We start from the raw sequence: 20,064 nt of genomic DNA on the forward strand, positions 1-20,064 counted from the left end.
TCCTCCCTGTTCCGCGGGCGGCCTCCCAACCGCCACCGGATCGTTCGTAGATCTTCGTCTATGCGCGCGGCCCCACCGGGCCCGCGGCGCCGCGCTCACTCGGCGGCGATGGTGCTCACGTCCTGGCCGCTGGCGGCCATGATCGCCTTGACGATATTGTGGTAGCCGGTGCAGCGGCAGATATTGCCCTCGAGGTAGTGCCGGATCTCGGCCTCGGTGGGCTTGGGGTTTTCTTTCAGCAGCGTCGCCGCCGACATCACCATGCCCGGCGTGCAGAAGCCGCATTGCAGCCCGTGGTGGTCCTGAAAGGCCTGCTGGATCACGTTCAGCGTGCCGTCGGCATTGGCCTGGCCCTCGATGGTGCCGACCTCGGCGCCGTCGCATTCCGCAGCGAATATGGTGCAGCCCTTCACGGTCTCGCCGTTGACGTGAATGTTGCAGGCGCCGCATTGCGAGGTGTCGCAGCCGACGTGCGTGCCCGTCAGGTGCAGCTCGTCGCGCAGGAACTCGGTCATCAGCATATTGCCCCTGACCTCCTTGCTGACGGATTTGCCGTTCACCGTCATCGTTACCTTGGTCATACGTACCCTCCCTGGGATGACTGTTCGGTTTTGGCTCGGTTGTACTCTGGCACGGGCGTCAGCCCGAGACCATCCGCTTGAACCAGCCTTTTTTCTTGCCCTCTTCGGCGGCTTCCCCCTCGGCCTCAGGCGCCTCGTCCGGGTCCGACGGCCCCTCGACCGCGTCCTGCAGGTTGGTGAAGAACTGGTCGGCCATCTTCTTTGCAAAGCCGTCGATGATCCGGCTACCGAGCTGCGCCAGCTTGCCGCCGACCTTGGCATCGACCTCGTAGCTGAGCTCGGTGCCGTCCTCGACCTCGGCGAAACGCACGTCGGCGCCGCCCTTGGCAAAGCCCGCGGCGCCGCCCTTGCCCTCGCCGGTGAGCGTCACCGCCTCCGGCTCGGCCATGTTCGACAGGGTCACCGTGCCCTTGAAGGTCGCCTTCACCGGGCCGACCTTCTGCACCACCGTCGCCTCGAAGCCCTCCTCGGGGGTGCCGGTCAGCTCGGTGCAGCCCGGCACGCAGGCCTTCAGCACCTCGGGGTTCAGGATCGCGGCCCAGACCACCTCGCGCGGGGCCTTGATCACGCGGGTATCGCTCATCTGCATGGCTCTTGTCCTCTCTTTCGACGCCCAGACTATCAGGAAGATGCGCCGCGCCTATTAGACCAAAGGCGCAGCCGGTCCTCCTCCCTGTCAGGACGCGGCATGCCGTTTCACCGCGGAGGATTGCGCCGATCGTGCCGCTTCGCAACCCCTCTATGCGCGGCGGCGCCAATGGCATGCCTCCGGGCTCGCGGGGAAAAACGCGACGGTCGCGAATTGCCGATTGACCCAAAGTGAGCTCCGGCCGACAAATCCCGCATGACCCAGAGTTTCGACCGCACCGCCCTCTTCACCCTTGCCAGAGACCTGCTGGCCGGCGGCGGCCTGCCGCCCGAGAAGGCCGAGACCGTTGCCGAGCTGCTGATCCAGACCGACGAGATCGGCGTCACCACGCATGGCATCTCGATGGTCTCCTACTACCTGCCGGAATTGGCGAAGGACCTGATGACCAAGCACGGCGCGCACGAGGTGCTGGCCGACAACAAGGTCACGCTGCTCTGGGATGGCAACTACCTGCCCGGCCACTGGGTGATGACCCGGGCGCTCGACACCTGCATGGAGCGCGCCGCCGACTATGGCATGGCCGCAATGGCGATCCGCCGCAGCCATCACATCGGCTGCCTCTCGGCGCTGACCCGCATCGCCGCCGAGAAGGGTTTCGTGTGCTACATCGCCACCTCCGATCCCTCGGGGCAGTGGGTTGCCCCCTACGGCGGCTGCGAGCCGCTGCTGACCCCCAACCCCTGGGCCGTCGGCTACCCGGGCCGCGACCATCCGGTGCTGATCGACACCTGCGCCTCGATCACCACGCTGTCGAAGGTGCGCGAGCACATCAACTCCGGCACCGAGTTCGCGTTTCCCTGGATGCTGGACGGCGCGGGACAGTCAACCACCGACCCCACCGTCATCAACCAGACCCCGAAGGGCTCGATCCTTCCGGTGGGTGGCGCGGACCATGGTCACAAGGGCTTTGCCATGGGGCTGATGGTCGAGATGCTGTCGCAGGCGCTGGCCGGGCATGGGCGGGTCGAGGCACCGACCCGCTGGGGCGCCAATGTCTTCCTGCAGGTGATGGAACCCGAGGCCTTTGGCGGCCGCGAGGCCTTCGTGGCGCAGGTCGAGCACCTGAACGAGGCCTGCCGCAACAGCCGCCCGATCGACGCCGCCCGCCCGGTGCGCATCCCCGGTGACCGCGCCGCCGTCGCCGCCGCGCGGGCGAAGACCGAGGGCATTGCCCTGCCCGACGAAGTGCTCACCCGTATCCGCGCCTGCGCCGCCGAGGCCGGGCTCCCTTTCCCGGAGCCGCGCTGAGGGCCGCTCAGCGCCGCGGCGGAATGGCGTAGGTCAGCGACGCATGGGCGACCGGGTCATCCGAGTGCTCGGAGTAGAGCAGCACGTCGATCACGCTCAGGCTGCGGCCCATCTTCAGCACCCGCGCCGCGGCCAGAAGGTCCCGCCCGGCCTCGGGCTTGCGCATGAAGTCGATCGAGCAATGGGTGGTCACGGTGAGTGCCTCGCGTCCGATCCGCGCCATGGTCGCCACATAGGCCGCCACGTCGGCCAGCGCGAACATCGACGGGCCCGAGACGGTGCCGCCGGGCCGTAGGTGCTGCTCCTCCACGATCAACCGCATCACCAGCAGTTCCTCGTCCATCCGGTCGATGGCGAACATGCCCTCGATCTGCGGAAACACCTCCGACAGGAAGCCGGTCATCTCCGGAATGGTGAACTGCAGCGCCATGCGACCTCCCGCCCCTTTCGCCCCTGATCCTCGCTGGCTAGGCTGCCCGCGAGGATGGAGGAGGACAAGATGGCAATTCTGGAACGTCACGACACCGGACCCGTCGCCCACCTGCGGCTGAACGCGCCCGAGCGGCTCAACCCGCTGTCGGATGCCATGCTGGCGGCGCTGCAGGCGCAGATCGACGCGCTGTCGCAGGACCGGACGATCCGCGCGGTGGTGATCTCGGGCGCGGGCAAGGTGTTCTGCGCCGGGCACGACCTGCGCGAGATGCAGGCCGGGCGGCAGGCCGAGGACAAGGGGGCGGCCTATTTCGCCGATCTCTTCGCCCGCTGCGCGCGGGTGATGGTGGGGCTGACCCGCCTGCCCCAGCCGGTGATCGCCCAGGTGCACGGCATCGCCGCCGCCGCCGGCTGCCAGCTTGTGGCGAGCTGCGACATGGCGGTGGCGGCCGAGGACGCGCGCTTCGCGGTGAACGGCGTGAACCTCGGCCTTTTCTGTTCGACCCCCATGGTGGCGCTGACCCGCAACCTGCCGCGCAAGCAGGCCTTCGAGATGCTCACCACCGGGCGGTTCATCCACGCAGACGAAGCGCAGGCCATGGGGCTGGTCAACCGCGTGGTGCCCGCCGCAGAGCTGCCCGCCGCGGCGCAGGCGCTGGCCGAAAGCGTGGCGTCAAAGCTGCCGCAGGCGGTGACCATCGGCAAGCAGGCGTTCTACGCGCAGGCGGAACTGCCGCTCGAGGAGGCCTATGCGCTGACCGCCGAGGTGATGGTGCAGAACATGCTGGAGCGCGACACCGACGAGGGCATCGCGGCCTTCCTGGACAAGCGCAAACCCGATTGGAGGCCGTGAACGCTTGGCGGAAAGCCGCTGATTGCGCGGTGTTTTTCGGAACCAATGCGGCGGAGGGGAGCGTTCTCTGCGTATAACTCCGCACCACGTACAGGAGACCATCATGTTGCGTACCCTCGCCCTCACGGCTCTGACCGCCGCCGCCCTCGCCACGCCCATGGCTGCATCCGCGGCCCCCAAGGGCTGCCCGCCGGGCCTTGCCAAGAAGAACGCGGCCTGCATGCCACCGGGCCAGTACAAGAAGGTCCAGCAAGGTCACCATGACCGGGATCGCGACCATGACCGCGACGAGATCCGCATTCACCGCTTCGACCGCGGTGACCGGATCCGTGACAACTATATCGTCATCCGCGATCCGGGCCGCTACCAGCTCGACCCGCGCCGGACCTATTACAACGTCGACGACTACGTCTACCGGGTCGACCCGGACACCGGGGCCGTGCTGGACATCATCGGCGGCATCGCGCAGCTGGCGAAGTGAGCTGGCGCAGGGGGGCGCTGCCCCCCTGACCCCCCGGGATATTTCCGCCTAGAAGAAACAAGGACCGGCGCCTCTTGGAGCGACCGGTCCTTCTTCTCTTTTCAAATACGCAGTGGCGCGCCCTTGCGGACGCGCCATGCCTGCTATTCCGCGGCAACCTTGCCCGTGCGCAGCATCGGCTTGAGGTAGTGGCCGGTGTGCGAGCGCCCGACCTCGGCCACGTCCTCGGGCGTGCCGGTGGCGACGATCTCGCCGCCGCCGTCGCCGCCCTCGGGGCCGATATCGATGATGTGGTCGGCGGTCTTGATGACGTCGAGATTGTGCTCGATCACCACCACCGTGTTGCCCTGCTCGACCAGCTCGTGCAGCACCTCGAGGAGCTTGCGCACGTCCTCGAAGTGCAGGCCCGTGGTCGGCTCGTCGAGGATGTAAAGCGTGCGGCCCGTGGAGCGTTTCGCCAGTTCCTTCGACAGTTTCACCCGCTGCGCTTCGCCGCCCGAGAGGGTGGTCGCCTGCTGGCCGACCTTCACGTAGCTCAGGCCGACGCGCATCAGCGCGTCCATCTTCTCGCGGATCGAGGGCACGGACTGGAAGAAGTCCTGCGCTTCTTCTACCGTCATATCAAGCACATCGGCGATGCTCTTGCCCTTGAACTTGATCTCCAGCGTCTCGCGGTTGTAGCGCTGGCCCTTGCAGGTTTCGCATTCGACGTAGACGTCGGGCAGGAAGTGCATCTCGATCTTGATGACGCCGTCGCCCTGGCAGGCCTCGCAGCGGCCGCCCTTGACGTTGAAGCTGAAGCGCCCGGGCTTGTAGCCGCGCGCCTTGGCCTCGGGGAGCCCGGCGAACCAGTCGCGGATCGGGGTGAAGGCGCCGGTGTAGGTCGCCGGGTTGGAGCGCGGCGTGCGACCGATCGGGCGCTGGTCGATGTCGATGACCTTGTCGAGATACTCGAAGCCCTTGATCGTCTCGCAGGGCGCCGGGGTCTCGCGGGCGCCGTTGAGCCGCATGGCGGCGTTCTTGTAGAGCGTCTCGATGGTCAGCGTCGACTTGCCGCCGCCCGAGACGCCGGTGACGCAGACGAACTTGCCCAGCGGGAACTCGGCGGTCACCTCCTTGAGGTTGTTGCCCGTCGCCTTGACCACCTTGAGCATCTTGCCGTTGCCCTTGCGGCGCTCGGCGGGCACGGCGATCTCGCGCGTGCCGGCGAGATACTGGCCGGTGAGGCTGGCGGCATCGTCCGAGATCATCTGCGGCGTGCCGTGGCTGACCACCTGCCCGCCATGCACCCCGGCGCCGGGGCCGATGTCGAAGACGTAGTCGGCCTGGCGGATCATGTCCTCGTCATGCTCGACGACGATCACCGTGTTGCCCTGGTCGCGCAGCGATTTCAGCGTGCCGATGAGCCGGTCGTTGTCGCGCTGGTGCAACCCGATCGAGGGCTCGTCGAGCACGTAGAGCACGCCGGTCAGGCCGGAGCCGATCTGCGAGGCAAGACGGATGCGTTGGCTCTCGCCACCCGAGAGCGTGCCGGCCGAGCGCGACATGGTCAGATACTCGAGGCCGACGTTATTGAGGAAGCCGAGACGCTCGCGGATCTCCTTCAGGATGGCGCGGGCGATCTCGTTTTTCTGGCCCGAGAGCGCCTCGGGGACGGTCTCGATCCAGTCGTGCGCCTCCCGGATCGACATCTGCACCACCTGGCCGACGTGCAGCAGCGTGTCCTTCTTGGCCGAGCCGATCTTTACCGCGAGCGCTTCGGGACGCAGGCGATAGCCGCCGCAGGCGCCGCAGGGGCGGTTGTTCTGGTAGCGCTCGAATTCCTCGCGCACCCAGGCGCTGTCGGTCTCGCGGTAGCGGCGCTGCATGTTGGGGATCACCCCCTCGAAGGCGCGGGTCACCTGGTAGACGCGGCCGCCCTCGTCGTAGCGGAAGGGGATTTCCTCCTTGCCGGAGCCGTGCAGGAAGACGTCCTGCACCTTCTTCGGCAGATCCTTCCAGCGCGCGTTCTTGTTGAACTCGTAGTGCTTGGCGATCGACTCGATGGTCTGCAGGAAATACGGCGACTTGCCCTTGCGCCAGGGCGCGATGGCGCCGTCGGCGACCTTCAGCGTGATGTCGGGCACCACGAGATTCTCGTCGAAGAACAGCTCGACGCCGAGACCGTCGCACTCCGGGCAGGCGCCGACGGGGGCGTTGAAGGAGAACAGGCGCGGTTCGATCTCGGAGATGGTGAAGCCGCTGACTGGGCAGGAGAAGTTCTCGGAGAAGGTGATCCGCTCGGCCTCGCCCTCGCCTTCGCGCGGGGCGGTTTCCAGCACGGCAATGCCCGACGCCAGATCGAGCGCGGTGCGGAAACTGTCGGCCAGCCGCGTCTCCAGCCCCTCGCGCACGACGATGCGGTCGACCACCACGTCGATGTCGTGGCGGAATTTCTTGTCGAGGGTCGGCGGCTCATCAAGCTCGTAGAACTCGCCATCCACCTTGACCCGCTGGAAGCCCTGCTTGCGCAGCTCGAGGAATTCCTTGCGGTACTCGCCCTTGCGGTCGCGGATGATCGGCGCCAGCAGGTAGCCGCGGGTGCCCTCCTCCAGCGCCATAACGCGGTCGACCATGTCCTGAACCTGCTGCGCCTCGATGGGCAGGCCGGTGGCCGGGCTGTAGGGTGTGCCGACGCGGGCAAACAGCAGGCGCAGGTAGTCGTAGATCTCTGTGACCGTGCCGACCGTCGAGCGCGGGTTCTTCGAGGTGGTCTTCTGCTCGATGGAAATCGCCGGCGACAGGCCGGCGATGTGATCAACATCGGGCTTTTCCATCATGTCGAGGAACTGCCGCGCGTAGGCCGAGAGGCTCTCGACGTAGCGCCTCTGGCCCTCGGCGTAAATCGTGTCGAAGGCGAGCGAGGACTTGCCCGAGCCCGACAGGCCGGTGATCACCACCAGCTCGTCGCGCGGGATGTCCACGTCGATGTTCTTGAGATTGTGCTCGCGCGCGCCGCGCACTTCGATCTGCTTCAGCTCTGGCATGAGACCCTCGGGACAGGAACGCCCCTACACATAGGGGAAACGCCCCGGATCGCAATGGGTAAATGAGAACTTAATGAGAACATGCGGGACGGGAATGCGCCTTTGCATGGTAACGCATCCGCGCGCAGGGCGGGAGCACCTCTCTGCGAGGAGAGGGGCAAAAGCCGATCACGGCCTTTGCGGTGCTCAGCGGTAGCGCAGCGAGATGCCGCCGGTGAAGAGATGCACCTTCGAGGGATCGGCGCTCAGCCCGACATCGGTGCCGCGCAGGCCCTTGTGGATGCCGGGAAGTTTGGCAATCACCGCCTCCTTGCAGCCGGGCTGCGGCTCGAAGTGCAGCAGGGTGACCTCGCCGAGTGCCTCGGTCAGCGCAACCTTGCCGGTGAACACCGGTTCGACTGTCGCGACGGTGAAATCCTCGGGGCGGATGCCGGCGTTGACCTGCAGCCCCATGTCCGACTCGCTGGTCGGCACGTCCGAGACCGCGGTGCCGCCGGTCTCCAGCTGGACGGTGGTCTGCGCGCCCGTGCCGATCACCTCGCCCGCCAGCATGTTCATCGCCGGGGAGCCGATGAACTGCGCGACGAACTCGCTGTTGGGGGTCTCGTAGAGCTCCAGCGGCGAGCCCACCTGCGCGACCCCCTTGTTGGCCAGCACCACGATGCGGTCGGCGAGGGTCATCGCCTCGACCTGGTCATGGGTGACGTAGACCATCGTGCGGTCGGGCAATGCCTCCTTGAGCTGGGCGATCTCGATCCTCGTGGCGACGCGCAACGCCGCATCGAGGTTCGAGAGCGGCTCGTCAAAGAGGAAAACCTTGGGGTCGCGCACGATGGCGCGGCCGATGGCGACACGCTGCCGCTGGCCGCCCGAAAGCGCCTTCGGCAGACGGTCGAGATAGGGCTCTAGCTGCAGCATCTTGGCGGCGCGTTCGACCGCGGCGGCGATCTCCTCCTTGCTCTTCTTGGCGATCTGCAGGGCGAAGGACATGTTGTCGCGCACGGTCATATGCGGGTAGAGCGCGTAGCTCTGGAACACCATGGCGATGCCGCGCTGCGCCGGGGGCACGTCGTTGACCTGCTGGCCGTCGATCTCCAGCGTGCCCGCGGTGATCCGCTCGAGCCCGGCGATCATCCGCAGCAAGGTCGACTTGCCGCAGCCGGAGGGGCCGACGAAGACGATGAGCTCGCCCGCCTTGATGTCGAGGTCGATGTGCTTGAGCACCTCGACCGTCCCGCCATAGGTCTTTCCGACATCGGTGAGTTTCAGGTCTGCCATCGTCTCCGCCTCCCCTTATCTTTCGTATCCGCCGATCACATCCGCAGCGCCAGCGCGGGCTGCCAGGGCCCGAGGTGGAACTTGCCGTCCGGCGCGGTCCCGGTCGAGCCGAGCTCGACACCCACCTGCTGCCACTTGCCCGCGGGCGCGTCGATCACCGCCGGTTCCGGGCCGATGTTGAAGGCGCAGAACAGCTCTTCGCGCTCGTCCACGCGGCGGAAGCTGAGCACATTGCCCGTCGCGGTCACATCGGTGATCTCGCCCTTGCGCAGCGCCGAATGGGCGTGGCGGAAGGCGATCGCGCGGCGGTAGTGATGCAGGATAGCCGCGGGATCCTTTTCCTGGTCCTCGACGGTCATCCGCAGGTGCTCGTGGCTTACCGGCAGCCAGGGCTGGCCCTCGGTGAAGCCGCCGTGATGGGCGTTCGGCTCCCAGACCATCGGCGTGCGGCAGCCGTCGCGGCCCTTGAAGGCGGGCCAGAAGCGGATGCCGTAGGGATCCTGCAGGTCCTCGAAGGCCAGCACCGCCTCGGGCAGCGCCAGTTCCTCGCCCTGGTAGATGCAGGCCGAGCCGCGCAGGCACATCATCAGCGTGGTGTAGGCGCGCGCGCCGCCGTCGCCGATGTTCCAGCGCGAGACGTGGCGGACCACGTCGTGGTTCGAGAAGGCCCAGCAGGCCCAGCCGTCGCTGGCCACCTCGTGCACCTTGTCCATCACTTCCTTGACGTAGGGCGCCGAGGGCGCCTTGTCCGAAAGCAACTCGAAGGCGTAGGACATCTGCAGGTGCTCGTTGCCCGAGGTGTATTCGCCCAGCACTTCGAGCCCGCGCAGGTCCTCGCCGATCTCGCCTACGGCGGCGGCGTTGTAGCGGTCCATCAGCTTGCGCAGCTTGGCGAGGAACGCGAGGTTCTCGGGCTGGGTCTTGTCGTAGAGGTGTTCCTGCCAGGTGTAGGGGTTCACCGCCGGGGCGGTGATCGGGTTGCGCCGCTCGGGCGGCAGCGCCGGGTTGTCGCGCAGTTCGGCGTCATGGGTGTAGAAGTTCACCGTGTCGAGGCGGAAGCCGTTCACCCCGCGGTCGAGCCAGAACTCCGCCACGTCGAGCAGGGTCTTCTGCACCTGCGGCTCGTGGAAGTTGAGGTCGGGCTGCGAGGTCAGGAAGTTGTGCAGATAGTACTGGCAGCGCGTGGTGTCCCATTGCCAGGCCGAGCCGCCGAAGATCGACAGCCAGTTGTTCGGCGGCGTGCCGTCGGGCTTGGCGTCGGCCCAGACGTACCAGTTGGCGCGCGGGTTGTCCTTGGAGCTGCGGCTCTCCTCGAACCACGGGTGCTGGTCAGAGCTGTGCGACATGACGAGGTCGATCAGCACCTTGAGGCCGAGCTGATGCGCGGTTTCGATCAGCACGTCGAAATCGGCGAGGCTGCCGAACATCGGGTCGACGTCGCAATAGTCGCTCACGTCGTAGCCGAAGTCCTTCATCGGCGAGCGGAAGAAGGGCGAGATCCAGACCGCGTCGACGCCGAGCGAGGCAATGTGCGGCAGGCGGCGGGAGATGCCGAGCAGATCGCCGATACCGTCGCCGTTGCTGTCCTGGAAGCTGCGCGGGTAGACTTGGTAGATCACCGCGCCGCGCCACCAGTCACGGTCTTGGGTCGAGGGGACTGGGAGGGTGTTGTTGCTCATGGACCTGTTCTTTCGATCACTTCACGGAGCCTGCAAGCAGGCCGCGCACGAGGTATTTCTGCATTGCGAAGAAAACAATCAGCGGCACGACGATCGACACGAAAGCCGAGGTTGCAAGGATCTCCCATTGCCCCCCGCGCGAGCCCATCAGGTTCACCAGCCGCGCGGTCAGCACCAGCCGGTCGTCGTCGGTGCCAAGGAAGACCAGCGCCACCAGCAGGTCGTTCCAGGTCCAGAGGAACTGGAAGATGGCGAAGCTCGCCAGCGCCGGGAAGGACAGCGGCAGCACGATCTTGGTGAAGATCTGGAAGTCCGAGGCGCCGTCGACGCGGGCGTTCTCGATGATGTCCTTGGGTAGGCCGACCATGTAGTTGCGCAGCAGGTAGATAGCCAGCGGCAGGCCAAAGCCGGTGTGCGCCAGCCAGACCCCGAGGTAGCCCTTGCCGATGCCGATGTTGTTGTGAAGCTGCAGCAGCGGGATCAGTGCGAGCTGCAAGGGCACCACCAGCAGCGCCACCACGGCCGCGACCAGCAGGGCGCGGCCGGGGAATTCCATCCAGGCCAGCGCGTAGGCGGCAAAGGCGGCGACGAGAATGGGGATCACCGTCGCCGGGATCGACACCGTCAGCGTGTTGAGAAACGCCTGTCCGACCCCTGCCCCGGCGGTGGTGCCGAAGAGCACGTTGACGTAGTTCTCAAGCGTGAATTCCGGCGGCGTGGTGGCGGTGGCGAAGACCCGTGGCAGGCGCTCCCCCTCGAAGCTCTGCGGGCCGGTCAGCCGGAAATCGCCCGAACGTTCCACCGTGAGCTGCCAGCCGTCATCGAGATCGACCTGCGTGTCCGGCTCGTAGGCCTCCGGCGCGCGCGACGAGGTGCCCCAGGCCGACAGCGTCGTCTCGGCGGTGCCGAAGAGGTTGCCGTCGATCACGTAGAGGCCGTCCTCCCGCGCCTCGTCGCCGGAGATGCGGATCGCCGGAAGCTGTCCCTTCTGCGCCGAGAAGGCCGACCACCAGCCGGAGTTGGAGATCTGCTCGGCGGTCCGGAAGGACGACACCAGCAGGCCGACCGTCGGGAAGAGCCAGAGCGCCACCAGCAGCGCCACCGAGATGTGCACCGCCCAGGTGAGATGCGATTTCTGTCCTGCCATGCCTTCCATGTCCGGGCCTCCCTCAGCGCATCTCGCGGCGCGCGTTGATCACGTTCCACACCAGGATCGGCGAGACCAGCAGCATGATCACCATGGCCGCGGCCGAGCCGACGCCCCAGTCGAAGGCGCGGAAAAGCTTGTCGTACATGTAGTTGGCCAGCACCTGCGTCTGCCACTGGCCGTTGGTCATGGCGAGCACGATGTCGAAGATCTTCAGCACCACCAGGGTGATCGTCGTCCAGACCACGACGATGGTCGAACGGATCTGCGGCACCTTGATCTTGAAGAAGATCTGGAACGGGTTGGCACCGTCGACGATGGCCGCCTCGACCGTCTCTTCGGGGATGCCACGCAGGGCGGCGCCGAGGATCACCATGGCAAAGCCGGTCTGGATCCAGATCAGCACCACCATCAGCAGGAAGTTGTTCCACGGCGTGATCGTCAGCCAGGTCTGCGGCTCGCCGCCGAGCCAGACCCAGAAGGCGTTGAGGATGCCGATCTGCTCCTGCCCGATGGGACGGAAATCATAGACCAGCTTCCAGATCACCGAGGCGCCGACGAAGGAGATCGCCATCGGCATGAAGATCAATGACTTCGCGATATTGCCCCAGCTGATGCGGTCGGTGAGCTGCGCCGCCAGCAGCCCGAAGGCGGTGGAGGCGGCGGGAACGACGATGAGCCACAGCATGTTGTTGCGGATCGCCTCCCAGAACTTCGCCTCGCGCAGCATCTGCTGGTAGTTGGCCAGCCCGACGAAGGCGCCGCCCTGGTCGCGGTCTGTGAGCGAGAGCCAGAAGGTCGCCACCACCGGATAGGCTAGATAGAGGCCGAGTGCGAAGATCGCGGGAAAGAGGAAGAGCCAGGGACGGATCATTTCCGCCCTGCGGATGTTGCGGCCGATGTTGGGGCCGCGGGCCGGGAAGAGAACCTTGTCGAGCAGCTGGTTCGAGAACCAGAAATAGCCGATGCAGCCGCCGAGCCCGATCACGATGGTCAGTACGGCCTGAAATGCCGGATGCATGACGTCCTCCCCTTGCCTTGCGGTCGTCCGGGGCGCCGCAAGTCCCTTGGAAGAGACTTGCACCTTCCTTCGAAGGAAGGTGGTCGCGGCGCCCCGCGTTCACTCTAAGCCGAGTTACTTGTTGGCGTCCCAGCTTTTCTGAATCGCCGTCGCAACGTCTTCGGCCGACTTGCCGCCGACGTAGTCGACCATGCCGGTCCAGAAGCTGCCCGCGCCCACCGCGCCGGGCATCAGGTCCGAGGCGTCGAAGCGGAAGGTGGTGGCATCAAGCAGGATCTCGCCCATCTTCTTCAGGGTCGGCGAGCCGTAAAGCTCGGCATCGGCGTCCTTGTAGGGTGTCAGGAAGCCCGACTGGGCCATCCAGATCTCATGCGCGATCGGCGTCTTCAGGAACTCGATGAAGGCGCGCGCGGAGTCGCTGTCCTTGGTGATGAAGGCGAGCGTGCCCGCACCCAGCACTGGCTGGCCGAGATCCTTGCCCTCGTAGGCGGGCATGTAGAAGAAGTCCGCGTCGATGCCCATCTCGGTGCCTTCCGGGAAGAAGGTCGGGATGAAGCTGGCCTGGTGGTGCATGTAGCACTGCGGCGGCGAGGCGAAGAGACCGTCGGGGCTCTCGCGGAAGTCGGTGGTGGCCACCGCACCGGTGCCGCCATTGACGAAGTCGTCGTTCTTGGCGAACCAGCCGAACTCCTCGATCGCCTCGATCACCTTGGGGTCGTCGAAGGAAATCTCGTTGGTCACCCACTGGTCGTAGACCTCGGGCGGCTGCACTCGCAGCATCATGTCCTCGACCCAGTCGGTCGCCGGCCAGCCGGTGGCGCCGCCGGAGCCGAGACCGATGCACCAGGGCGTCTCGCCCTCCTCGGAGATCTGCTCGGTCAGCGCCTTCAGATCCTCCATGGTCTCGGGCACTTCGTAGCCCGCGTCCTCGAAGTTCTCGGGCACGTAGAAGACCAGGGATTTCACGTCGATCTTGTAGGGGAAGGCATAGAGCGCCTCGGCGCCGTCGGGCCCCTCGTAGGAGCCGAGGCTCACCCAGCTCTCGCCCGCGGCGTAATTTTCGCGCAGCCAATCGGCGGTTTCGTCCCCCAGCGGCTCGACGAAGCCCTTGGAGACGAGATCCTGGATCAGGCCCGGCTGCGGCAGGATGGCGATGTTCGGCGGGCTGCCTGCCTCGGTGTCGATGACGATCTGCTGCTCGTAGGTTTCAGACGAGGCGTAGCTGACTGTGGCGCCGGTGGCTTCTTCGAAATAGGCCAGCACGGTCTCGACCAGCGCCTGGTCGTCGCCGCGCCAGGGGCCGAAGATGCTCAGCGTCTGGCCCGAAAGGTCATGCTCGGCGCCGAAGGCCTCGAGGCTGTCCCAGTTGAAGCCGCCCTCTCCGGGGGTGAACACCATCTGCGCCTGCGCCTGCGCCTGCGCCTGGGCCGCGCCGGCGCAGAGCGCCAGGGCCGCCACCGATCCCAAAATGGCGCGCGCGCCGCGGACGGGTGTTGTTCGCTTGGTCATGTCGTCAATGTCCTCCCGATATGTCGCGGCTCTGCCGGCCGCAGGAAATCAAGTCATTTTATGCGCGCAGGGGGCACTCCTCACCCCAAAGCGCTTTGAGATAGTCGCAGCCTCACGCGTTTGGACCCCGTTTGTCAATCACGCATCTCTGCGACCATTGGAAAAATCATGCTGCGCTGCAGCTAGGCCGGACCATCTGAAAGGGTCTTCCCGAATACCCCTTTTTGCCGCTACTGTCGTCAGGTACCGAAGCGCTTTGGAAATGCCCCGATGAACCTCAAGCAACTGGCCGCGCACCTCAATCTCTCGCAGACCACCGTGAGTCGGGCGCTCAATGGCTACCCGGAGGTCAACGAGCAGACCCGCAAGCGTGTGATGGAGGCGGCGCAGGCGCTCAACTATGCCCCGAACGCGCGAGCCAAGGGGCTGGCGACGGGGCGCGCCATGGCCATCGGCCACGTGATCCCGATGTCGACCCAGCACCAGATGATGAACCCGGTGTTCGGTGATTTCATAGCTGGCGCATCGGAGGAATACGTCAAGGCCGGATACGACATGACCCTGTCGGTCACCGGTGATCGCGACGAGAAGGAAAACTACCGCCGGCTCAAGGCCAAGGGCAATGTCGACGGGATCATCGTGCATGGCCCCTCGATGACGGACGCGCGGATTCCCTTTCTGCGCCAGCTCGGCCTGCCCTTCGTGGTGCATGGCCGCGCCACCGAGCTCGACCTGCCCTACAGCTGGGTCGACATGAACAACACCCATGCCTTCCAGCGCGCCACCGACTTCCTGCTCGACCTGGGCCACCGCCGCATCGCGCTGATCAACGGGCTCGAGTTCATGGATTTCGCCTACCGTCGCCGGGTCGGGTTTGAGCAGGCCATGGCCGGGCGCGGCGCCGCCGTCGACCCGCGCTACATGACCGCGGGCGAGATGACCGAGAGCTACGGCTTCGAGAGCGCCGCGCGTATGCTCGCCCTGCCCGACCGGCCCACCGCGATGATCACCTCGTCGGTGATCGCCGCCATCGGAATCCGCCGCGCCATCCACGCCGCCGGGCTGGAGATGGGCCGCGACGTGTCGGTGATCACCCATGACGACGATCTGAGCTTCCTGCGCAACGGGCCGGACGTGCCGATCTTCACCGCCACCCGCTCGTCGGTCTACGAGGCCGGTCGCATCGCCGCCGCGATGCTGCTGGCACATATCGCCGACCCCGCGCTGCCCGCGCAGCCTCGCCTACTCGAGGCGCAGTTGATCATCGGCGGCTCCACCGGACCCGTCCCGCAGGACGCCCGATAAAGCTCGGCCACGCCACGCCCTCGCCCACCTCTTTCACCGACAAGGACACGCCATGCAGTTCACCCGCAAGGATTTTCCCGAGGATTTCCTCTTCGGCGTCGCCACCTCCAGCTACCAGATCGAGGGCCATGCCTTCGGCGGCGCAGGACGCACCCATTGGGATGATTTCGCCGCCACGCCCGGCAATGTCGTGCGCGCCGAGAACGGCGACCGTGCCTGCGACCACTACCACCGCTACGAGGCGGATCTCGATCTGGTGAAGGCCGCGGGCCTCGACGCCTACCGCTTCTCGACAAGCTGGGCGCGGGTGCTCCCCGAGGGTCGCGGCGCGGTCAACCAGGCGGGGCTCGACTTCTACGACCGGCTGACCGACGCCATGCTCGAACGCGGCATCAAGCCCTGCGCCACGCTCTACCACTGGGAGCTGCCCTCGGCGCTCGCCGACCTCGGCGGCTGGCGCAACCGCGACGTGGCGCATTGGTTCGGCGAGTTCACCGAGGTGCTGATGAAGCGCATCGGTGACCGGATGCACTCGGTCGCGCCGATCAACGAGCCGTGGTGCGTTGCCTGGCTGTCGCATTTCATGGGGCTCCAGGCGCCGGGCATCCGCGACATCCGCGCCACCGCCCGCGCCATGCACCACGTGCTGCTTGCCCACGGCCGCGCCATCGAGGTGATGCGCGGGTTCGGCATGACCAACCTCGGCGGCGTGTTCAACATGGAATGGGCCACCCCCGCCGATGACACCGAGGACGCGCGCCATGCCACCGAACTCTACGACGGCATCTACAACCGCTGGTTCACTGGCGGCGTGTTCAAGGGGGAATACCCGCAGATCGTGCTCGACGGGCTCGAGCCGCACATGCCCGCGAACTGGCAGGACGACTTCGGGCTGATCACCCAGAAGCTCGACTGGTGCGGGCTGAACTACTACACGCGCAAGGTGATCGCGCCCAGCAAGGGCCCCTGGCCGTCGCTGCAGGAAGTCGAGGGCCCGCTGCCCAAGACCTTCATGGACTGGGAGATCTACCCGCAGGGCCTGTCGCAGTTCCTGACCCGGCTGGCAACGGAGTACACCGGCGATCTTCCGCTCTACGTGACCGAGAACGGCATGGCCGCGCCCGATCCGCTGGTCGCCGGCGGCGTGGACGACCAGGACCGCATCGCCTATCTCGACGATCATCTCGCCGAGGTCCGCAAGGCGATCGCCGGCGGCGCGCCGGTGAAGGGCTATTTCGCCTGGTCGCTGCTCGACAACTACGAATGGAGCCTCGGCTACGAAAAACGCTTCGGGCTGGTGCATGTGGACTTCGACACCCTTGAACGCACGCCCAAAGCCTCTTACCACGCGCTTGCGAGAGCGCTAACGGAGTAAGGCATCATGAGCAGCGGCGGCACGGCAGTTCTGGCGGATATCGGTGGCACCAACACCCGGGTGGCGCTCAGCGAAGGCGGCACGCTGCTCGAAGGATCGGTGACGCGCTACCGCAATGCCGAGAACGACGGCATCGGCGCTGTCCTGAAGCACTACCTCGCCGAGAAGGGCGCAAAGGTCGACGCGGCCTGTGTCGCGGTCGCCGGCCCGGTCCGCGACGGCGCGGGCCGGCTGACCAATATCGACTGGGAAATCGATCGCCCGACCCTGGCCGAGGCCACCGGGGCCGAGACCATCTCTGTGCTCAACGACCTGCAGGCGCAGGGCCATGCGCTCGGCCACATCGCCGACGATTGCCTGACGACGATCCTGCCGGGCCAGCCCGCGAGCCCGCAGGCAGCGCGACTGGTGGTCGGCATCGGTACCGGCATGAACGCGGCGCCGGTGTTCCGGCTTGGCGACCGCACGCTGGTGCCGCCGTCGGAAGCGGGCCACGTGGCGATCCCGGTGCAGACCGAGGAAGAGATGCGCCTACTGCGCTACATCGAGCGCAAGCACCAGGGGCCGAGCGTGGAGCACATCCTCTCGGGCCGCGGTTTCGAGCGGGTCTATGCCTGGCTCTGCGACGAGGACGGCGCGGGCGAGGCGCTGGAAGCACAGCAGATCATGGAGGCCGTGCAGGCGGGCACCGACGAGCGCGCGCTGCGGGCCATCGAGGTCTTCGTGCGGATGACGGGACGGGTGTGCAGCAACCTCGCGCTCACCACCCTGCCCTTCGGCGGCATCTACCTGATCGGCGGCGTGGCGCGGCACTTCGGCCCCTACCTCACCAGCGGCACCTTCGAGCAGGCGTTTTGCGACCGCGGCCGCTTCGCCGAGTTCATGACGCAGTTCCCGGTGAGCCTTGTGACCGACGATTATGCGGCGCTCACGGGATGTGCCTGCCACTTGAGCGAATTGCCGTAAATCGCGGCGCAATGTGCAACGCAGTTGCGTTTGCGTAACAAAAACTGTTCATCAATCGTGCAAACGCCCTAGGTCGACCGGCGCAACCTTTCGTCTTTACCAAAGCGAGTGAGCCTCCCCATGACCACGACTGCCTCCCTGCGCGACTCCATCATCCAGCATCTTCGCTATTCCTTCGGCAAGGATCCCGAGCACGCGATCCTCGAGGACTGGCGCATGGCGCTGAGCTACGCGGTGCGCGACCGGATCACCGACGCCTGGATCGCGGCGACCGGCAAGACCTACGATTCCGGGGCAAAGCGGGTCTACTACCTGTCGATGGAGTTCCTCATCGGACGGCTGCTCGAGGATGGGATCGTGAACCTCGAGCTGGTCGAGGAGGCCAAGGCCGTGCTCGAGGAGTTCGGCAAGGACTACGGGATGGTGCTCGCCGACGAGCCCGATGCAGCGCTCGGCAACGGCGGACTCGGGCGCCTCGCCGCCTGCTTCCTCGAGAGCCTCTCGACCATCGGCTGCCCGGCGCATGGCTACGGCATCCGCTACGAGCACGGGTTGTTCCGGCAGAGCTTCGTCGATGGCCGGCAGGTGGAGCAGCCGGAGCTCTGGCTCGAACAGCGCCACGCCTGGGAGTTCGAGCGCCCCGAGGTGCGTTACCGCATCGGCTTCGGCGGCCATGTCGACAAGCGCGGCGAGACCGTGCGCTGGTATCCCGGCGAGGTCGTCGACGCCGAGGCGTTCGACACGCCCGTCGTCGGCTGGAAGGGTCGCTGGGCCAACACGCTGCGGCTCTGGTCGGGGCGCGCCATCCATCCCTTCGACCTCGACCGGTTCAACCACGGCGACTTCGCCGGGGCCGCCCAGCCCGAGGCGCTGGCGCGGACCATCTCCCGCGTGCTCTACCCCGATGACACCACCGAACAGGGCAAGGAGCTCCGGCTCAAGCAGGAATACTTCCTCACCGCCGCCGCCCTGCGCGACATCCTGCGCCGCTTCAACAACCAGTTCGGCGACCTGCGCAAGCTGCCGTCGAAGGTGGCGATCCAGCTCAACGACACCCACCCGGCGATCGCGGGCCCCGAGCTGGTGCGCGTGCTGCACGACGAGCGCGGCCTTTCCTTCGAGGAGTCGATGGAGATCGCCCAGGGCTGCCTGAGCTACACCAACCACACGCTTCTGCCCGAGGCGCTGGAAACCTGGGACGAGACGCTCTTCGGCCGCCTGCTGCCGCGCCACATCGAGTTGATCGACCAGATCGACAGCACCCATGCCAAGCAGAACCCCTCGCGGATGAACTCGATGCGGGCCGATCACCAGGTGAAGATGGGCCAGCTCAGCTTCGTCATGGCGCATAAGGTCAACGGCGTCTCGGCGCTGCACACCGAGCTGATGAAGACCACCGTCTTCGAGGAGCTGCACAATCTGCACCCGGACCGCATCGTCAACGAGACCAACGGCGTCACCCCGCGGCGCTGGCTGCTCGGCTGCAACCCGCGGCTTGCCGGGCTGATCACCGAGTCCATCGGCGAAGACTGGGTGGACGATCTCGAGCAGCTCAAGAAGCTCGAACCCTTTATCGAGGACAGCGGCTGGCTCGACCGCTACGCGCAGGTCAAGCGCGACAACAAGGCCGAGCTGTCGAGTTGGATGGCCGAGAGCTACGGGCTGCACGTCGATCCCGAGATGCTCTTCGACGTGCAGATCAAGCGCCTGCACGAGTACAAGCGCCAGCACCTCAATATCCTCGAGACCATCGCCCATTGGGCCGAGATCCGCGACAATCCCAACGCCGACTGGACCCCGCGCCTGAAGCTCTTCGGCGGCAAGGCCGCGCCCGGCTATTTCTTTGCCAAGGACATCATCCGGCTGATCAACGACGCCGCCGCGGTGATCAACGCCGATCCGGTGACCGCGCCCTATCTCAAGATCGCCTTCCTGCCGAACTATAACGTCAGCCTCGCCGAGCGGATGATCCCCGCCGCCGACCTGTCGGAGCAGATCTCCACCGCCGGCAAGGAAGCCTCGGGCACCGGCAACATGAAGTTCGCGCTGAACGGCGCGCCGACCGTCGGCACGCTCGACGGCGCCAACGTCGAGATCCGCGAGCACGTCGGCGCCGAGAACTTCTTCCTCTTCGGCATGACCGCCGACGAGGTGATGGAGCGCCGCAAGATCGAAGGCCACGCCTGGAAGGCGGTGCAGGCCGACTCGCGTCTCAAGCGCGCCCTCGACCTGATCCGCGACGGCCGCTTCTCGCCCGGCGAGCCGGACCGCTACCACGGCATCACCAGCAACCTCGAGGGCGCCGACTACTTCCTCGTCTGCTCGGACTTCACCGACTACTGGCGCGCGCAGCGCGAGGTGGACGCGGCCTTCAAGGACACGCGGTCCTGGGCGAAGATGGCGGCGCTGAACACCGCGCGCTCCGGCTGGTTCTCCTCGGACCGGACCATCCGCGGCTACATGCATGACATCTGGGGCGCCGACAGCATGCTCTGATCTGCCAAGATCTTCAGG

The 20,064-nt window shown here is 66.4% G+C and carries 16 protein-coding genes; 7 read left to right on the forward strand and 9 right to left on the reverse strand.

Annotated features, from left to right (window positions below; translation table 11 throughout):
- Positions 1-95 precede the first annotated feature (95 nt).
- The gene (locus LC039_RS02830; RefSeq protein WP_226621537.1) at positions 96-581 is read right to left on the reverse strand and encodes a (2Fe-2S)-binding protein; all 486 of its coding nucleotides are present in this window, start codon (positions 579-581) and stop codon (positions 96-98) included.
- 58 nt (positions 582-639) lie between these two features.
- Positions 640-1,170, reverse strand: a complete 531-nt coding sequence (locus tag LC039_RS02835; RefSeq protein WP_226621538.1) for a CoxG family protein — start codon at positions 1,168-1,170, stop codon at positions 640-642.
- Between the two features lie 255 nt (positions 1,171-1,425).
- Here LC039_RS02835 and LC039_RS02840 point away from each other — a divergent pair, with 255 nt between their 5' ends.
- Positions 1,426-2,478, forward strand: coding sequence for an Ldh family oxidoreductase (locus LC039_RS02840; RefSeq protein ID WP_226621539.1), 1,053 nt, complete (start codon positions 1,426-1,428; stop codon positions 2,476-2,478).
- Between the two features lie 7 nt (positions 2,479-2,485).
- On the opposite strand, the gene LC039_RS02845 is transcribed toward LC039_RS02840, so the two are convergent.
- Positions 2,486-2,908: a PaaI family thioesterase gene (locus tag LC039_RS02845; RefSeq protein ID WP_226621540.1), complete on the reverse strand. Its 423-nt coding sequence runs from the start codon at positions 2,906-2,908 to the stop codon at positions 2,486-2,488.
- A gap of 54 nt (positions 2,909-2,962) precedes the next feature.
- Between LC039_RS02845 and LC039_RS02850 the strand changes: the two genes are divergently transcribed.
- Positions 2,963-3,763, forward strand: a complete 801-nt coding sequence (locus LC039_RS02850) for an enoyl-CoA hydratase (protein ID WP_264179421.1) — start codon at positions 2,963-2,965, stop codon at positions 3,761-3,763.
- Between the two features lie 103 nt (positions 3,764-3,866).
- Entirely contained in the window at positions 3,867-4,244 is a 378-nt protein-coding gene (locus tag LC039_RS02855) for an excinuclease ABC subunit A (protein WP_226621542.1), read from the forward strand.
- A gap of 143 nt (positions 4,245-4,387) precedes the next feature.
- On the opposite strand, the gene uvrA is transcribed toward LC039_RS02855, so the two are convergent.
- The 6 genes from uvrA to LC039_RS02885 form a co-directional block, all read right to left on the reverse strand.
- Entirely contained in the window at positions 4,388-7,270 is a 2,883-nt protein-coding gene (uvrA, locus tag LC039_RS02860) for an excinuclease ABC subunit UvrA (protein ID WP_226621543.1), read from the reverse strand.
- 186 nt (positions 7,271-7,456) lie between these two features.
- On the reverse strand, positions 7,457-8,548 hold the full coding sequence (locus LC039_RS02865; RefSeq protein ID WP_226621544.1) for an ABC transporter ATP-binding protein: 1,092 nt from the start codon (positions 8,546-8,548) through the stop codon (positions 7,457-7,459).
- A gap of 35 nt (positions 8,549-8,583) precedes the next feature.
- Positions 8,584-10,227 carry an alpha-amylase family glycosyl hydrolase gene (locus LC039_RS02870; RefSeq protein WP_226621545.1) on the reverse strand — a complete coding sequence of 548 codons (1,644 nt, stop codon included), beginning with the start codon at positions 10,225-10,227 and terminating at the stop codon, positions 8,584-8,586.
- A gap of 16 nt (positions 10,228-10,243) precedes the next feature.
- On the reverse strand, positions 10,244-11,383 hold the full coding sequence (locus LC039_RS02875; protein ID WP_226621546.1) for a carbohydrate ABC transporter permease: 1,140 nt from the start codon (positions 11,381-11,383) through the stop codon (positions 10,244-10,246).
- Positions 11,384-11,396: 13 nt separating this feature from the next.
- On the reverse strand, positions 11,397-12,395 hold the full coding sequence (locus LC039_RS02880; protein ID WP_226621547.1) for a carbohydrate ABC transporter permease: 999 nt from the start codon (positions 12,393-12,395) through the stop codon (positions 11,397-11,399).
- Positions 12,396-12,509: 114 nt separating this feature from the next.
- Positions 12,510-13,904, reverse strand: coding sequence for an ABC transporter substrate-binding protein (locus LC039_RS02885; RefSeq protein WP_226621548.1), 1,395 nt, complete (start codon positions 13,902-13,904; stop codon positions 12,510-12,512).
- A gap of 270 nt (positions 13,905-14,174) precedes the next feature.
- On the opposite strand from LC039_RS02885, the gene LC039_RS02890 reads away from it, so the two are divergent.
- The 4 genes from LC039_RS02890 (at position 14,175) to LC039_RS02905 (ending at position 20,046) form a co-directional block, all read left to right on the forward strand.
- Positions 14,175-15,209, forward strand: a complete 1,035-nt coding sequence (locus LC039_RS02890) for a LacI family DNA-binding transcriptional regulator (protein ID WP_226621549.1) — start codon at positions 14,175-14,177, stop codon at positions 15,207-15,209.
- Positions 15,210-15,261: 52 nt separating this feature from the next.
- Positions 15,262-16,584 carry a GH1 family beta-glucosidase gene (locus LC039_RS02895; protein WP_226621550.1) on the forward strand — a complete coding sequence of 441 codons (1,323 nt, stop codon included), beginning with the start codon at positions 15,262-15,264 and terminating at the stop codon, positions 16,582-16,584.
- Positions 16,585-16,590: 6 nt separating this feature from the next.
- Complete coding sequence (locus LC039_RS02900; protein WP_226621551.1) at positions 16,591-17,550, forward strand: ROK family protein; 960 nt, start codon at positions 16,591-16,593, stop codon at positions 17,548-17,550.
- Positions 17,551-17,670: 120 nt separating this feature from the next.
- Complete coding sequence (locus LC039_RS02905; protein ID WP_226621552.1) at positions 17,671-20,046, forward strand: glycogen/starch/alpha-glucan phosphorylase; 2,376 nt, start codon at positions 17,671-17,673, stop codon at positions 20,044-20,046.
- The last annotated feature ends 18 nt before the right edge of the window (positions 20,047-20,064 follow it).

The sequence above is a fragment of the Alloyangia pacifica genome, assembly GCF_020524285.1.
Taxonomy (GTDB): Bacteria; Pseudomonadota; Alphaproteobacteria; order Rhodobacterales; family Rhodobacteraceae; genus Salipiger; species Salipiger pacificus_B.

What these genes read in the sequence shown, in the direction of transcription:
- LC039_RS02900 (WP_226621551.1), top strand. Translation starts at nt 16,591, where the DNA reads ATGAGCAGCGGCGGCACGGCAGTTCTGGCGGATATCGGTGGCACCAAC.
- LC039_RS02835 (WP_226621538.1), bottom strand. Translation starts at nt 1,170, where the DNA reads ATGCAGATGAGCGATACCCGCGTGATCAAGGCCCCGCGCGAGGTGGTC.
- LC039_RS02885 (WP_226621548.1), bottom strand. Translation starts at nt 13,904, where the DNA reads ATGACCAAGCGAACAACACCCGTCCGCGGCGCGCGCGCCATTTTGGGA.
- LC039_RS02855 (WP_226621542.1), top strand. Translation starts at nt 3,867, where the DNA reads ATGTTGCGTACCCTCGCCCTCACGGCTCTGACCGCCGCCGCCCTCGCC.
- LC039_RS02890 (WP_226621549.1), top strand. Translation starts at nt 14,175, where the DNA reads ATGAACCTCAAGCAACTGGCCGCGCACCTCAATCTCTCGCAGACCACC.
- LC039_RS02880 (WP_226621547.1), bottom strand. Translation starts at nt 12,395, where the DNA reads ATGCATCCGGCATTTCAGGCCGTACTGACCATCGTGATCGGGCTCGGC.
- LC039_RS02870 (WP_226621545.1), bottom strand. Translation starts at nt 10,227, where the DNA reads ATGAGCAACAACACCCTCCCAGTCCCCTCGACCCAAGACCGTGACTGG.
- LC039_RS02905 (WP_226621552.1), top strand. Translation starts at nt 17,671, where the DNA reads ATGACCACGACTGCCTCCCTGCGCGACTCCATCATCCAGCATCTTCGC.
- LC039_RS02850 (WP_264179421.1), top strand. Translation starts at nt 2,963, where the DNA reads ATGGAGGAGGACAAGATGGCAATTCTGGAACGTCACGACACCGGACCC.
- LC039_RS02865 (WP_226621544.1), bottom strand. Translation starts at nt 8,548, where the DNA reads ATGGCAGACCTGAAACTCACCGATGTCGGAAAGACCTATGGCGGGACG.
- LC039_RS02895 (WP_226621550.1), top strand. Translation starts at nt 15,262, where the DNA reads ATGCAGTTCACCCGCAAGGATTTTCCCGAGGATTTCCTCTTCGGCGTC.
- LC039_RS02845 (WP_226621540.1), bottom strand. Translation starts at nt 2,908, where the DNA reads ATGGCGCTGCAGTTCACCATTCCGGAGATGACCGGCTTCCTGTCGGAG.
- LC039_RS02840 (WP_226621539.1), top strand. Translation starts at nt 1,426, where the DNA reads ATGACCCAGAGTTTCGACCGCACCGCCCTCTTCACCCTTGCCAGAGAC.
- LC039_RS02875 (WP_226621546.1), bottom strand. Translation starts at nt 11,383, where the DNA reads ATGGAAGGCATGGCAGGACAGAAATCGCATCTCACCTGGGCGGTGCAC.
- uvrA (WP_226621543.1), bottom strand. Translation starts at nt 7,270, where the DNA reads ATGCCAGAGCTGAAGCAGATCGAAGTGCGCGGCGCGCGCGAGCACAAT.
- LC039_RS02830 (WP_226621537.1), bottom strand. Translation starts at nt 581, where the DNA reads ATGACCAAGGTAACGATGACGGTGAACGGCAAATCCGTCAGCAAGGAG.